The organism is Chitinophaga sp. MM2321, assembly GCF_964033635.1.
In the GTDB taxonomy this organism is placed as follows: domain Bacteria; phylum Bacteroidota; class Bacteroidia; order Chitinophagales; family Chitinophagaceae; genus Chitinophaga.
The window spans coordinates 860,098-874,490 of sequence record NZ_OZ035533.1; the positions used below are offsets into that span (position 1 = coordinate 860,098).

Consider the following 14,393-nt stretch of genomic DNA (forward strand, 5'->3'; position numbering starts at 1 on the left):
CGAATGACGAAGTGGTGGATAGCGTTCACATCAATCTATCACTTCGTTATTCGTCATTTGTAATTCAAATCCAAGTTAATGAAGCAATTTATTTCAACAGCAGATGTTCCCAGTGTCCCGGGTTTGGTGGACATTGCCATGAACTACAAGAAAGATCCTTTCAGGGATAAGGAATTAGGAAAGAATAAAACGTTGGGATTGATTTTCCTGAATCCCAGTTTGCGAACACGGTTAAGTACACAAATAGCAGCCCGTAACCTGGGTATGGATGCAGTGGTATTCAATATCGATAAGGAAGGCTGGCAGCTGGAAATGAATGATGGCGTAATAATGAATGGCAGTACCACCGAACATGTGAAGGAAGCGGCGGCCGTAATGGGACAGTATTTCGATATACTTTCCATCCGCACATTTCCGGGTTTGAAAAATAAAGAAGAAGATTATACAGAGAAATATATTAACCAGTTTATCAAATACGCCGGCGTACCGGTGGTAAGCCTGGAAAGTGCTACCCTGCACCCTTTGCAGAGCCTTACAGACATTGTTACCATCAAGGAAAACTGGCAGCATACCCGCAAACCAAAAGTGGTAATGACCTGGGCGCCGCACGTAAAAGCATTGCCACAGGCTGTTCCCAACTCTTTTGCGCAGTGGATGAACGCCTGGGGAGAAACTGATTTTGTGATCACGCATCCCGAAGGATATGAGCTGGATGAAAAGTTTTCCGGGAATGCACGTATTGAATACAACCAGGACAAAGCCTTACAAGACGCCGATTTCGTGTATGTAAAGAACTGGTCTTCGTATAAGGATTACGGTAAGATCACCTGTACAGACAGCAGCTGGATGGTGGACAATGATAAACTCAAAAACACGCATGCTGCCAAAGTAATGCACTGCCTGCCTGTAAGAAGGAATGTAGTGATTGCAGATGAAGTACTGGATGGCCCGCAATCTCTCGTGATACGGGAAGCGGGCAACCGGGTATGGGCTGCCCAGGCGGTATTGAGCGAAATATTGAAAGGATAATTATGATCGATCTATTTATCATTAAAGTAGGCGGAAACGTTATAGATAACCCGGTATTGTTGCAGGCTTTCATCGAAAAGTTTGCAGCGATACCCGGTAAAAAAATACTGATTCATGGTGGTGGTAAAATAGCCACCCGCATCGGTGATCAGCTGGGTATCAAATCGAACTATGTAGATGGCAGACGTATAACCGATGCCGATACGATTGATGTAGTAACCATGGTATACGGTGGTTTAGTGAATAAACAACTGGTGGCTAAGTTGCAGGCTGGTGGCTGTAATGCCATGGGTTTAACCGGTGCAGACGGTAATATTATTCCTGCTGTGAAACGCCCGGTAAAAGAAATTGATTATGGTTTTGTGGGAGATGTAAATCCGGAGATGCTGCACACGGCGCCGCTGCGTGCCTTGCTGGAAGCAGGTATCACACCAGTATTTGCCCCGCTTACGCATGATGGCCACGGACAAATACTGAACACCAATGCAGACACCATCGCTTCTTCACTGGCGATTGCACTCTCCGCAGACTATAGTGTAAGATTGATCTATTGCTTTGAAAAGAAAGGCGTGTTGCGTGATCCGGCGGATGACGATGCGGTTATTCATCTCATCAACAAAGAAATTTACCAGCAATTGCTGGATGAAAAAATATTAACAGACGGTATCCTGCCTAAGTTGCAGAATGCGTTTGCTGCCATTGATAATGGTGTGAAAGAAGTGCTGATAGGGCATGCGGAAGATGTGCTGACTAATACAACAGATAAAGTGGCAGGCACTTTAATATGCTAACCTATGTGGAACGAAAAATTATATGATGTAGCCGTGGCGCTGTTGAAACAGTTGATAGCCACGCCATCCATCAGCCGCGAAGAAGACGGTACAGCGCAGGTGATCAGCGATTTCCTGGCAGCGATGGATATATCGCATGAACGGCATCTCAATAATATCTGGGCGCTCAACAAGTACTATGACCCCACGAAACGTACTATTCTCCTCAACTCCCATCATGATACCGTAAAGCCAAATCCGCAATATACCCGTGATCCTTTTAGTCCGGATGTAGTGGATGGTAAATTGTACGGACTGGGAAGCAACGATGCAGGCGGTTGCCTGGTAAGTCTTATTGCTACTTTCCTGCATTTTTATCACCGGGAAGATCTTGCCTATAACATTATTCTCACGGCTACCGCAGAAGAAGAGATCAGCGGTCCTAATGGTATAGAAAGTATCCTGGCGCAATTACCGGCCATCGATTTTGCCATAGTGGGAGAGCCTACGCAAACACAGCTGGCGATAGCTGAAAAGGGCCTGATGGTACTGGATTGCACCAGCCACGGCAAAGCAGGCCATGCAGCCAGGGAAGAGGGCGAAAATGCGTTGTACAAGGCATTGCCTGACCTGACCTGGTTTAAAGATTACCGCTTCCCGAAAGTATCGGAAACACTGGGACCGGTGAAGATGAGCGTTACTGTTATCAATACTTCCAATAAAGCACACAACGTAGTGCCGGCAGATTGCAGTTTTGTAGTGGATGTACGCGCTACTGACCAGTATACGCTGGAAGAACTGCTGGAAATTATTACCGCAAATGTAAGCTGCGAAGTGAAGCCCCGTTCCACGCGCATGCGGCCATCGTTTATCCCGATGGATCATCCGTTTGTGGTGGCGGGTATTTCCGTGGGAAAAACTTGTTATGGCTCGCCTACAACGTCCGACCAGGCGCTGATTCCGGCTACCTCTGTAAAAATGGGGCCCGGCGATTCTGCCCGCTCGCACACCGCGGATGAGTATATTTATCTCGAAGAAATCAAAGCAGGTATAGATAGTTATATTAAATTGCTGGAAATGATTCAGTAGTATGAACTTCTTTCCTACCATAGAAAATAAGCGGGTGATACTGAAACCGTTGCAGCCGGAGCACCTGGATGCTTTGCTGCCGGTGGCGCTGGAGCCATCCTTATGGACAGTGGGAGCAACGCATGTGTCCAACCGTAGCGACCTTGAAAAATACATACAGGGGGCAATCGCGGAAAGGGATGTGCAAACGTCTATTCCGTTTGTGATCATCGATAAGCAGGAACAACGTGTAGCAGGGAGCACCCGTTTTTGCGGGCTTGTACTGCCGCATAAACGTACAGAGATTGGTTCCACCTGGATTGACCCTTCCCTTCAGGGCTCCGGTCTGAATAAGGCGATGAAACATGCCATGCTGCAATATGCATTTGAAACGATGGGGTTGAACAGGGTGGAGTTGAAAACAGATGCATTGAACACACAGTCGCGCAATGCGATCCTAAGCATTGGCTGCACACAGGAAGGTATATTACGGCATCACATGATCACCAGCAAAGGACGATTACGCGATTCGGTATATTTCAGCATACTGAAAGAAGAATGGCCCGATGTAAAGCAACGGGTATTTGGTAAATATGATCTTTAATTTCACGGAGGATCGCTATCTGTAGTGCCGTGAAAAAATATTATTACTATGAAGTTGTGGCAAAAAGATAAGGCATCACTGGGTGCTGTAGAAAAATTCACCGTTGGCAAAGACCGTGAAATGGATGCTTTCCTGGCGCCATTTGATGTGCTGGGCTCTATGGCGCATATCACCATGCTGCAAAGTATAGGATTACTGGAAGCGGATGAACTGACCCTATTAAAGCAGGAACTGAAAAATATTTATAAAGAGATACAGGCAGGTGATTTTACACTGGAAGAAGGCGTAGAAGATATTCACTCACAGGTAGAACTATTGCTCACGCGGCGTTTGGGAGAAGTAGGTAAAAAGATCCACAGCGGCCGTTCCCGCAACGACCAGGTTTTGGTAGACCTGAAATTATACCTGCGTCATGAGTTGCAAACAATGGTGGCATCCGTGAAAGTATTGTTTGATCTCTTACAGCAAAAAAGTGAAGCCTACAAAGATCATCTTCTTCCTGGGTATACCCACCTGCAAATAGCCATGCCTTCCTCTTTCGGGCTATGGTTTGGCGCTTATGCAGAGAGCCTCGTAGATGACCTGACGATGTTGCAGGGCGCTTATAAAGTGGTGAATAAAAACCCGCTTGGCTCCGCAGCCGGTTACGGCTCTTCGTTCCCCCTTAACCGTGAGTTAACCACGGAATTGTTAGGATTCGATACACTCAATTATAATGTTGTATACGCGCAGATGGGCCGTGGCAAAACGGAAAAGATCGTGTCCTTTGCATTGGCCGGAATTGCAGCCACCCTCGCTAAAATGGCGATGGATGCCTGTCTTTTTATGAACCAGAACTTCGGCTTCATCAGTTTCCCTGATGAACTGACCACTGGCTCCAGCATCATGCCGCATAAAAAGAACCCGGATGTATGGGAACTGATCCGCTCTCACGGCAATAAACTACAGGCGTTGCCCAATGAAATTGCTATGATGATCACGAACCTGCCTTCCGGCTACCACCGTGATTTGCAGCTGTTGAAAGAAAATTTATTTCCTGCTTTCCAGACATTAAAAGATTGTATCAATATGAGCTGCCTGATGTTGGAAAATATCCGCATCAAGGAAAATATCCTGGCAGATGAAAAATACCAGTACCTGTTCAGCGTAGAAGTTGTGAACAACCTGGTGTTGCAAGGCACGCCTTTCCGGGAAGCCTATAAGCAGGTAGGTATGGATATTGAAAAAGGTACTTTTGCTCCCGGCAAAGAAGTAACACATACGCATGCAGGTAGTATCGGTAATTTATGTACCGCACAAATAGCGAAGCAGATGGATGCGGTGTTGAAAGGCTTTTCTTTTGAAGCCGTGGATAAAGCATTGGAGAAATTATTGAATAGCTAGTAGCGATCTTCTTAAAAATAAAAGGCGGCCACTATAATGGCCGCCTTTTATTTTTATCCCCGTTAATCATCTCCCTAAAAACCAATATTTATCCCCACAAATCCATTAAACCCTGCCATCGGATAGTAATAAGTATCGTAGGCAACGCGGTTTGCTGTCAGATCGTAATAGCTGTAGGTGCTACCGTTCGGCTCATACTTTGTATCGAAAATATTATTCAGCAGCAGTTGTACGCTGAGCTCGCGGAATAACGGTTGCGGTACTACGTAGCTGAAGCGCAGGTTACTTACGAAATAGGGATTCAGACTGGCCTCCTTAGTGGAAGTATTGTCCATATACTGACGGCTTACATATTTACCCAGGAGGTCTGCAGTAAAACCACGGAATGGTCTGGCAGATAACGTATATCCACCTACGAAAGCAGGGGAGTAGGAAATGTTTGCTTTTTTATAGATAACGGTATGCGCCACATCGTCGCTGTCGTAACTGATGGCGTTGTAGTCCAGTACTTTATTCTGGCTCAGCGCAGCATTGGCAGCGATGGAGAAGATATTGCCCAGTTTTACATTGCCACTTACTTCCACCCCCATGCGATAACTTTTGGGAATATTGGTGCGTACATACGCACCCACATCTGTAAGTTCGCCGGTTTGTACCAGCTGATTTTTATAGTTCATGTAATATACGTTGGCCTGTACGTTGGCGATGCTGTTGTTCCATACATAGCCTGCTTCCAGGTCGCGCAAGATTTCCGGTTTGGGCTGCGTCACACCGTAGTTGGATTCAAAGTCAACACGGTTCGGTTCTTTGTGTGCAATGGCAATAGAAGCAAACACCCGGTTAACAGGATTTAAATAATAATAGATGCCTGCTTTTGGATTAAAGAAATTATAGTTTACATGCGGCATATATGTAGGCGCATCTTTGAAGCCATCCATGTTATACGCAATGTTCCTGTATTGCAGGTCAGCAAAGAGACGCAGCGCCGTTGTTATTTTGTATTCTCCTTTCCAGTAAATGTTAAAATCATTTTTTTCAGCGGGGTATCTATAGTATTCAACGTCTTTATCGATGGCGGTATTGGCCCAGATAACCTTGCCGAAATGATCGCCTTCGTAGCGGTTCCAGCCACCGCCAAGATTCCAGTTAAATTTTTCACCGGTACGGTTCAGGGAAAACACGCTGCCATAGAAGTAATTGTCCAGCCATTCCTGGTTCACGAGATCCGTTTTCTTGATCGAGTCGCCATCGATTACTTTTACCGGCAACCCGTAATCCGCTACAGACCTGTTGCCTTTATAGTTTTCATAATAGCCGCGGCCGCGGGTCATATGGAGTGCTACGTTGAAGTTCAGTCCCGCGTTAATTTCCTGGTTGAGAAATAGCTGGTAGTGATCCTGTTGGTAGTTATCCGTTTCATTATCATAAGGTGTGCCCGGCTTATCTGTACCAGCGGAATTATAAGTTCTGTCGGTAGCCAGGAGTGCGGCGGGTACACCGTTCCATGCCTGGTAAGTTTTTTCTTTGCCGGAAAAAATATTGAGACGTACCGCTGTTTTTTTAGAGATGTAAGCAGCAGAAGTATAGAAAGAGCGCAGGTCGGAAGTAGCACGATCGATATAACCGTCTGATGATATTTTCGACAGCCTTGCATCGATGGTGAAGTGATCGTTGATAAGGCCCGAACCAGCTTTTACGGTGTGTTTCCAGCTGTTGAAAGAACCGTAGCTGTTGCTGATTTCGCCGTATGCGTTTTCATTGAACTCGTTGGTGCTAAGGTTCAGCGTAGCACCGAAAGCACCCGCGCCGTTGGTGGAAGTGCCTACACCGCGTTGCAGTTCTATGCTGCTGACAGAAGAGGCAAAATCCGGCATGTTGACAAAGAACGTGCCTTGTGATTCCGCATCATTAATGGGGATACCATTTACGGTCACATTGATACGGGTAATATCGGAGCCGCGAACACGCATGCCGGTGTAGCCGATGCCGGTGCCGGCGTCGGAGTTGGTTACCACGCCTGGTTGCTGGTTGAGCAGCATGGGCAGGTCCTGCCCGAGGTTTTCTTTCTTAATATCTTCTTTCGATAAAGTAGTATTTACAAAAGGAGAATTTTTACCTGCGCGGAGACTGCTGATTTCTACGGGTTTTACAAACAGGCCGGTTTCTTCCAGGCTGATGTCTGCAAACTGCGTCGTATTATTGGCATTGATGGTAATTGTATGTGGTTTGAACCCGAGATAGCTGGCCTGTAAAGTATAGGTGCCTTTTTTAGGCAGATGAATGCTGTAATGGCCTTTATTATCGGTTTGGGTACCGGTTTGATTGATCGCTACGGTTACGCCTTCCAATGGTTTCCCGTTTGCATTGTTGGTGATGGTGCCGGTAACCAGGGATTGTGCATGTAAAGTGCCGGCAACGCCGAGCAGCACTAACAACATTAACTGTTTCATGTAAGTATATCTGTTTTCTGTTTTCTCAATTCCTAACCAGCATTACCTGGTCAAGGTTCCTTGGGTGTGATCTCAGCCTGAAAGTAAGGCACCCCATGTGATTGGTGTTTCGCACAAAAATGTTTTGTGTGAAACATTACCGGGTGTAAAGGTATAATTTATTTTCCGGTAGATGATTTTTTGTTTAATTTCCATTTACGCTTCTCTCAATCATCTTTCATAAATTTTTAACTTTAAATCTTTATTTCAGATGATTAAGCTTCAGTTAATCGGACATCTTGGCCGGGATGTAGTAAAAAAAGAGGTCAATGGTGTAGTCGTTTTCAATTTTCCGGTTGCGGTGAATGAGCGTTTCAAAAATGCGCTTGGCGTATTGCAGGAGCGGACTACCTGGGTCGATTGCTCGTTATGGGATCGGGAAAACCTGGCGCCTTATTTAAATCAGGGTGTGCAGGTATATGTGGAAGGTTCCCCGAAAGTGGAAGCTTATGTAAGCAACGCCACCGGTGCCTTGTCAGGAGCAGTAAGACTACGGGTTTCCCAATTGCAGTTGCTCGGTCGTAAGGATGATGAAAAGCGCAGGACATCCGCTACAGATGTGCCCGCTGTTCCAGAGGCAGAGCCCGTTGAAGAACAGCCGGCAGACGATCTTCCCTTCTAAAAAAACTGGTGCATTCCAATATGAAAGCCAACCTTTTATGGTTGGCTTTTTGCTTTTTTCTTCAAAAAAGTTTTGGCCAGTATCAAAATAATATTATCTTTGCACCCTCATTGCGAGGTAGAGCAGAGGTAGCTCGTCGGGCTCATAACCCGAAGGTCAGTGGTTCGAATCCGCTCCTCGCTACAAAAGGGCGTATCAACGCTGAAAAAAACAAGAAAAGAGCCGAAGAAATTCGGCTTTTTTTATTTCCGTAAGTTTGAGTTGCGAAATGCAACTATATCCAGGTCGTAAAGTATCATGCACAAAGCAGGTTTTGTAAATATCTTCGGTAAGCCCAATGCGGGAAAGAGCACATTGCTAAACGCCATTATGGGCGAAAAGCTGGCTATTATATCCCCAAAAGTGCAAACCACCCGCCATCGTATCACCGGCGTTTTAACGGATCCGGCTTACCAGATCGTATTTTCGGATACGCCAGGTATCATTGATCCGAAATATAAATTGCACGAGAAAATGATGGGGGCGGTAAAGTCTGCACTGGAAGATGCAGATGTGGCCTTGCTGATCATGGATGCAAAAGAATCGCTGGAAGAAAACCTGGAGTTATTTGACTCCCTGAGACTGAAAGTACCTGCTATTCTCATCATCAACAAAATGGACAATATCCTGAAAGAGGAAATGGCTGTTTTGGTAGAACGTGCAAAAGCCTGGGGCAAAGCTACAGCGGTAGTACCGGTATCTGCTATGCAGAAAAAAGGTATCAAAGACCTGCTGACAGAAATAGTAGCTCTGCTGCCTCAAGCCAATGCTTTTTACCCCGATGATACACTAACGGATAAGTCTACACGCTTTTTTGTAGCAGAGATGATCCGTGAAAAGATTTTCGATTTATTTGAAGAAGAGATCCCGTATCATACCACTGTTATTGTAACACAATTCCAGGAGAAAGATACGCTGACAAAGATCACCGCAGAAATCATCGTCACCCGTGAAACCCAGAAGGGGATCATATTAGGAGAAAAAGGGAAATCGATCCGGGAAATAGGTACCAGGGCCCGGGTGGATATAGAAAAATTTATTGAGCGTAAAGTGTTCCTGGAACTGTTTGTGAAGGTACGCGGCAAATGGCGCGATAATGAACTCTTTCTGAAAGAATACGGATACTAAGAAACATTTAGACATTTGGTATTTAGATATTTTGTTGCTGAAAGGCATTTTCATCGAAACGAAATAATCAAATAACAAAATATAAAAATTCCTAAATAATATTTTTAGGTAATACGGAATAAAAATTAATAATTAAGATGGCTGGATTTACAGTAGCTATAGTGGGTCGCCCGAATGTGGGCAAATCAACGTTGTTCAATCGTTTGCTGGAACAACGCAGGGCTATCGTGGATGATCAGAGCGGTGTAACGCGTGATCGTCAATACGGTATTGCTGACTGGAACGGCAAAACTTTCAACGTGATTGATACCGGTGGATTTGTATCAAACAGCGATGATGTATTTGAGCGGGAAATCCGCAAGCAGGCAAAAGTTGCCATGGACGAAGCCAATGTGCTGGTGTTTATGTGTGATGTAACAACCGGTATCACCGACCTGGATGCGGATGTAGCCAACCTGCTGCGCCGTACCTCAAAACCGGTGTACCTGGTAGTAAATAAAGTGGATAACTCACAGCGTCAGCTGGAAGCCAATGAGTTTTACAGTCTCGGTTTCGATAAAACATTTTTCCTCTCTTCCATGACCGGTAGCGGTACAGGTGAATTGCTGGATGATATCGTCACCAATATCACAGATGATATGGGAGACGCCACCCTGAATAATGATATTCCTAAAATCGCGATTATTGGTCAGCCGAACGTAGGAAAATCATCTCTCCTGAATGCATTGGTGGGTGCCGATCGTAACATCGTGTCTGATATTGCAGGTACTACCCGCGATACCATTCACACGCGTTATAACATGTTCCAGAAAGACTTCATCCTGATTGATACGGCTGGTATCAGACGTAAAAATAAGGTGAATGAAGACCTGGAATTTTACTCTGTTATCCGTGCCATCAAAGCAGTGGATGAAGCTGATGTGGTCATGTTGTTGCTGGATGCTGAAAAAGGTGTTACCGCACAGGATCTCAGCATTTTCAGCCTCGCAGTCCGCAAAGGAAAAGGGGTAGTGGTGCTGGTGAATAAATGGGACCTGGTAGAAAAAGGAACCAACACGGCCAGGGATTATGAGAAGCAACTGAAGACCCGTCTGGCGCCGTTTTCCGATGTGCCCATTGTCTTTACTTCCGTGGTGGAAAAACAACGTATTTTCAAAGCGATAGAAGTAGCACTGGAAGTATTTGATAACCGTCAGCGTAAGATCCAGACCTCCAAACTGAACGACGTGATGCTGAAAGCTATTGAAGCCTTCCATCCGCCGGTAGTAAGAGGTACGCCTATACGTATCAAATACGTAACACAACTGCCTACGCACACACCTGCTTTCGCTTTCTTCTGCAACCTGCCGGAAGATGTGAAAACACCTTATCGCAATTACCTGGAAAATCAGATACGTACCAACTTTGATTTCAAAGGCGTACCGTTGAAGATCTTTTTCCGTAAAAAATAGTAACTGGGTAAAAAGGGAATGAATAGATTTTGTATTCTAAAAATATTCAATACCTTTGCGCCGGTTTTAAAAACTAAAACACACATAAAAATGAAAAAAGTATTTGTATTCGCAATCGCAGCTGGTATGTTCTTCGTAGCTTGTAACGGTGGTAGCACTCCTGCTGCTGATTCTACTGCTACAACTGTAGACACTATGAACGCTGCACCTCCTGTAGAAGCTCCAGCTGCTGATGCTGTTGTTGATTCTGCTGCTATTGCACCTGCTGTTGATTCAGCTGCTGCTGCTAAGTAAGAGATTATTATTCCGATAATATCATTCTTGCAAGAAATAAAAAAGGCCGGTTGCATTGCAGCCGGCCTTTTTATTATTTAGAGATTTTTTGATTTACGAATTTAGGGATTTGAAATGCAGCGGAGATGATCAATCAGATCTCCGCTGCATTTCAAATCCCTAAATTCGTAAATCAAAAAATCGTAAATTTTAATTATTCTTCGAGAATAGACGACAAATTCATCAGCTCATCCTGTTTATAGGCGTTTTTTTCATCGCGGAAACATTTGGAGAGCTCTTCCAGCAGGAATTGTATGATACGTTTATTGGATTGCGGCTTGAAGTAGGCCGGTACGGATGGTACGGACACTCTTTTCAGGTAAGTATCCACATCCTGTTGTGTATAGATTTGTCCCTGTATAGGGTCAATAAAAAACAGGATCCGTTGGTCTTCCGGTTGTACCGGTTCTGAAAAATCAATGAAAGTATCAAAATAGGCCAGGATGAACTGACGGGGGATATTGACGGCATATACCGGCAGATCCAGCATGGCGCAAAGACTCTGATAGATGATCCCGTTGGTAACGGGATTACCTTTTTTGGATTCTATTACCTGGTTAATGAAAAACTGGTTCTTGCGCTGGTAGGATACTTCCTCACCTTTCAGCCCGAAGTAGTTATAGATCATGCTGTTGAGCACATTGATCTGTTCCAGTGGTGTCAGGTAGTTATTTAATTCAAGCCAGATATTGCGTTTGATCCGTTCTATTTCAGACATGATCTGACCGGGGATCAGGTCAGGAAACTGGTACCTGGCAGCGAGGATAGCTCCCTGCAGCAGATCCGGCATATCAGACAGGCCCCAGACACGTAATGCTGCCTGCAGATCCTGGTAATGCACCCGGTGTATGAGGAGTTCAATCCGCTCCTGTATCGACTCGTCTATTGTATTCTCCCACAAATTCTCCAGGTTAGGGATAATATCCTTACCATATAATAATATTTTACTGGCAACGGTATCGAATACTTCCTGATCCGGATCATCCAACAGGTGGAACAAAGCGTTTATTTCCTTGTTTTCGTGCATATCATTTTTATGATCATGTGGTAATCATTCAATAATTCGATCTACCACGCCTTTATTCCGCTTTCTTCTTCCTGGATGCTGCTTTCTTTTTAGGTGGATTGGCTTTCGCTTCTTCAATAATAGCTTTCGCCTCCTCTACTGTTAAGGTAGCTGCATTATCAATTTTCTCCTTTGGTATCTTATAATTTTTCAGGCCTTGTTTGATATAAGGGCCATAAGGTCCTTTCAGTACCTGGATCTTTTCTTTTTCAAATATCTGGATGGTGCGTTCATCTTTAGCCGTGCGTTTTTCCACGATCAGCGGCGCTACTTCATCCAGTTCTATGGTGTATGGGTCCATTTCCTTTTTAAGGGAATAGAACTTTTTATCATGTTGTGCATATGGACCGAAGCGACCGATATTTACCACTACTTCTGAGTCTTCAAACATACCGAGATTACGGGGGAGTTTGAATAATTCCATGGCTTCATCGAGTGTGATGGTTTCAATGCTCTGCGTCGGTTTTAATTTTGCGAAGCGGGGCTTTTCCTCATCTTCCACTTTACCGATCTGTATCATCGGGCCATAGCGTCCCATGCGGGCTACGATAGGCTTTCCGGTGGCTTCGTCTGTTCCCAGCGGGCGTTCTCCTTTTACACGTTCGGCATTTTCCAGGGTGTTTTCCACATCCTTGTGGAAAGGTCCGTAAAATTCCTGGAGCATGACATTCCATACCTTTTTACCGCTGGCAATTTCATCAAATTCTCCTTCTATTTTGGCGGTAAAGCCGTAGTCCATTACAGTTGTGAAATACTGGCTGAGAAAATCTGTTACGATCATACCCAGATCGGTAGGAAACAGTTTGGATTTTTCTGCACCGGTATTTTCAGTATCTGTTTGTTTGGTGAGCTGATCATCTTTCAGGGAGAGGATCCGATATTCTCTTTTGATACCTTCTTTATCTCTCTTCTCTACATAACCGCGTTTCTGTATAGTGGTAATAGTAGGTGCATAAGTAGACGGGCGGCCTATTCCCAGTTCTTCCAGTTTCTTTACGAGGCTGGCTTCCGTGTAGCGTGGCGCCGGGCGGGAGAATCTTTCTGTAGCCTTCATTTCTTTCAGGTCCAGTGATTGTTTCACCGCCAAAGGAGGCAATGAACCTTCCTGTACTTCATCTTCTTCTGTAGCATCTTCATCATCATGGCTTTCCATGTATACTTTCAGGAAGCCATCGAATTTCAGTACTTCACCACTGGCACTCAGCTCTTCGTGGTTGGTAGAGATATCGATCTTCGCCGTGGTTTTTTCCAGTTCGGCGTCAGACATCTGGCTGGCGATGGTACGCTTCCAGATCAGTTCGTACAGTTTGCGGGTATCGCTGTCTTCTACTGTGGTGTTTTCCATGTAGGTAGGACGGATGGCCTCATGCGCTTCCTGTGCGGACTCATTTTTATTCTTGAATTTACGATGCTGATGATAACGGTCGCCAAAGCTGGTTTTGATCGCTTTTTCGATTTCTCCTATAGCGGTATCAGACAGGCTTACGGAGTCCGTACGCATATAGGTGATATTACCACTTTCATACAGCTTTTGTGCGAGCAACATCGTTTTGGAAACGCTGTAACCCAGTTTGCGGCTGGCTTCCTGTTGCAGGGTAGAGGTGGTAAAAGGCGCTGCGGGCGATTTTTTACCAGGCTTTACCTGTATATCTTTAACGGTATAAGCTGCACCCACACATTGCTGGAGGAACTTTTCCGCATCTTCTGCTGTCTTAAACTTATTGGGACCATCTGCTTTAAAAGAGATGCTCTTACCATTAATATCCTTACCGGTGAAATATGCTTCTACTTTAAAGGTGCTGACAGAGGTGAATCCGTTGATCTCTCTTTCCCGCTCTACTATCAATCTTACGGCAACGGACTGTACACGGCCGGCAGACAAGGAGTTACGCATACTCATCTTGCGCCACAGCACCGGCGATAATTCGAAACCTACGATCCTGTCAAGTATACGGCGTGCCTGCTGCGCATTTACACGGTCCATATCCAGCTTGCGTGGTTGTTGCACCGCTTTTTCGATAGCAGGCTTGGTAATTTCATGGAATACAATCCGCTTGGTTGTGATCGGATCAAGGCCCAGTACCTCGCACAAATGCCAGGAAATGGCTTCCCCCTCACGGTCCTCATCCGTTGCCAGCCAAACCTCTTCCGTGTCCTTTGCCAGCTTCTTCAGGTCCTTTACTACCTTTTCTTTATCTTCCGGGATAACATATTTAGGCTTGAAGTTATTTGTAATGTCTATCCCCATGTCGTCCTTCTCCAGATCACGGATGTGACCGAAGCAGGATTTGACTTCAAAGTCCTTGCCCAGAATTTTTTCAATGGTCTTGGCCTTTGCCGGGGACTCAACTATAACTAAATTTTTTGCCATGTATGCTTCTTTAATGTGCTGCTAAATACGCAAATTTTCG

General features: G+C 45.1%; 12 protein-coding genes, 1 tRNA gene and 1 riboswitch. Of the genes, 10 read left to right on the top strand and 3 right to left on the bottom strand.

Translation table 11 applies throughout. From position 1 onward, the window contains the following. Positions 1-78: 78 nt before the first annotated feature. Genes ABQ275_RS03190 through argH form a run of 5 tightly spaced genes read left to right on the top strand, consistent with a single transcriptional unit; the run spans position 79 to position 4,854 of the window. Positions 79-1,029, top strand: a complete 951-nt coding sequence (locus ABQ275_RS03190) for an acetylornithine carbamoyltransferase (RefSeq protein WP_349316822.1) — start codon at positions 79-81, stop codon at positions 1,027-1,029. Between the two features lie 2 nt (positions 1,030-1,031). After that, on the top strand, positions 1,032-1,820 hold the full coding sequence (gene argB / locus ABQ275_RS03195) for an acetylglutamate kinase (RefSeq protein WP_349316823.1): 789 nt from the start codon (positions 1,032-1,034) through the stop codon (positions 1,818-1,820). Positions 1,821-1,823: 3 nt separating this feature from the next. Continuing rightward, a complete protein-coding gene (locus ABQ275_RS03200) occupies positions 1,824-2,888 on the top strand; it encodes a M20 family metallo-hydrolase (protein WP_349316824.1) in 1,065 nt (354 codons plus the stop codon). A 1-nt stretch (position 2,889) separates the two neighbouring features. Continuing rightward, a complete protein-coding gene (locus ABQ275_RS03205; protein WP_349316825.1) occupies positions 2,890-3,471 on the top strand; it encodes a GNAT family protein in 582 nt (193 codons plus the stop codon). A 48-nt stretch (positions 3,472-3,519) separates the two neighbouring features. Further along, positions 3,520-4,854, top strand: coding sequence for an argininosuccinate lyase (gene argH, locus ABQ275_RS03210; protein ID WP_349316826.1), 1,335 nt, complete (start codon positions 3,520-3,522; stop codon positions 4,852-4,854). A gap of 74 nt (positions 4,855-4,928) precedes the next feature. Here argH and ABQ275_RS03215 read toward each other — a convergent pair whose 3' ends face one another. Beyond that, the gene (locus ABQ275_RS03215; protein ID WP_349316827.1) at positions 4,929-7,304 is read right to left on the bottom strand and encodes a TonB-dependent receptor; all 2,376 of its coding nucleotides are present in this window, start codon (positions 7,302-7,304) and stop codon (positions 4,929-4,931) included. 11 nt (positions 7,305-7,315) lie between these two features. Next, a riboswitch (TPP riboswitch) is annotated at positions 7,316-7,410 on the bottom strand. A gap of 144 nt (positions 7,411-7,554) precedes the next feature. Here ABQ275_RS03215 and ssb point away from each other — a divergent pair. From ssb to ABQ275_RS03240, 5 genes are all read left to right on the top strand, one after another. Next, complete coding sequence (gene ssb, locus ABQ275_RS03220; protein ID WP_349316828.1) at positions 7,555-7,965, top strand: single-stranded DNA-binding protein; 411 nt, start codon at positions 7,555-7,557, stop codon at positions 7,963-7,965. 111 nt (positions 7,966-8,076) lie between these two features. Beyond that, a tRNA-Met gene (locus ABQ275_RS03225) sits at positions 8,077-8,148 on the top strand. Positions 8,149-8,262: 114 nt separating this feature from the next. Beyond that, positions 8,263-9,132, top strand: a complete 870-nt coding sequence (gene era, locus ABQ275_RS03230; RefSeq protein WP_349316829.1) for a GTPase Era — start codon at positions 8,263-8,265, stop codon at positions 9,130-9,132. Positions 9,133-9,269: 137 nt separating this feature from the next. Further along, positions 9,270-10,583, top strand: a complete 1,314-nt coding sequence (gene der, locus ABQ275_RS03235; RefSeq protein WP_349316830.1) for a ribosome biogenesis GTPase Der — start codon at positions 9,270-9,272, stop codon at positions 10,581-10,583. An 18-nt stretch (positions 10,584-10,601) separates the two neighbouring features. Further along, positions 10,602-10,877 (top strand): hypothetical protein, encoded by a 276-nt coding sequence (locus ABQ275_RS03240; protein WP_349316831.1) that lies wholly within the window; start codon positions 10,602-10,604, stop codon positions 10,875-10,877. Positions 10,878-11,070: 193 nt separating this feature from the next. Here ABQ275_RS03240 and ABQ275_RS03245 read toward each other — a convergent pair whose 3' ends face one another. Continuing rightward, complete coding sequence (locus ABQ275_RS03245; RefSeq protein WP_349316832.1) at positions 11,071-11,943, bottom strand: transglutaminase-like domain-containing protein; 873 nt, start codon at positions 11,941-11,943, stop codon at positions 11,071-11,073. A gap of 52 nt (positions 11,944-11,995) precedes the next feature. After that, on the bottom strand, positions 11,996-14,353 hold the full coding sequence (topA, locus tag ABQ275_RS03250) for a type I DNA topoisomerase (RefSeq protein WP_349316833.1): 2,358 nt from the start codon (positions 14,351-14,353) through the stop codon (positions 11,996-11,998). Positions 14,354-14,393 lie beyond the last annotated feature (40 nt).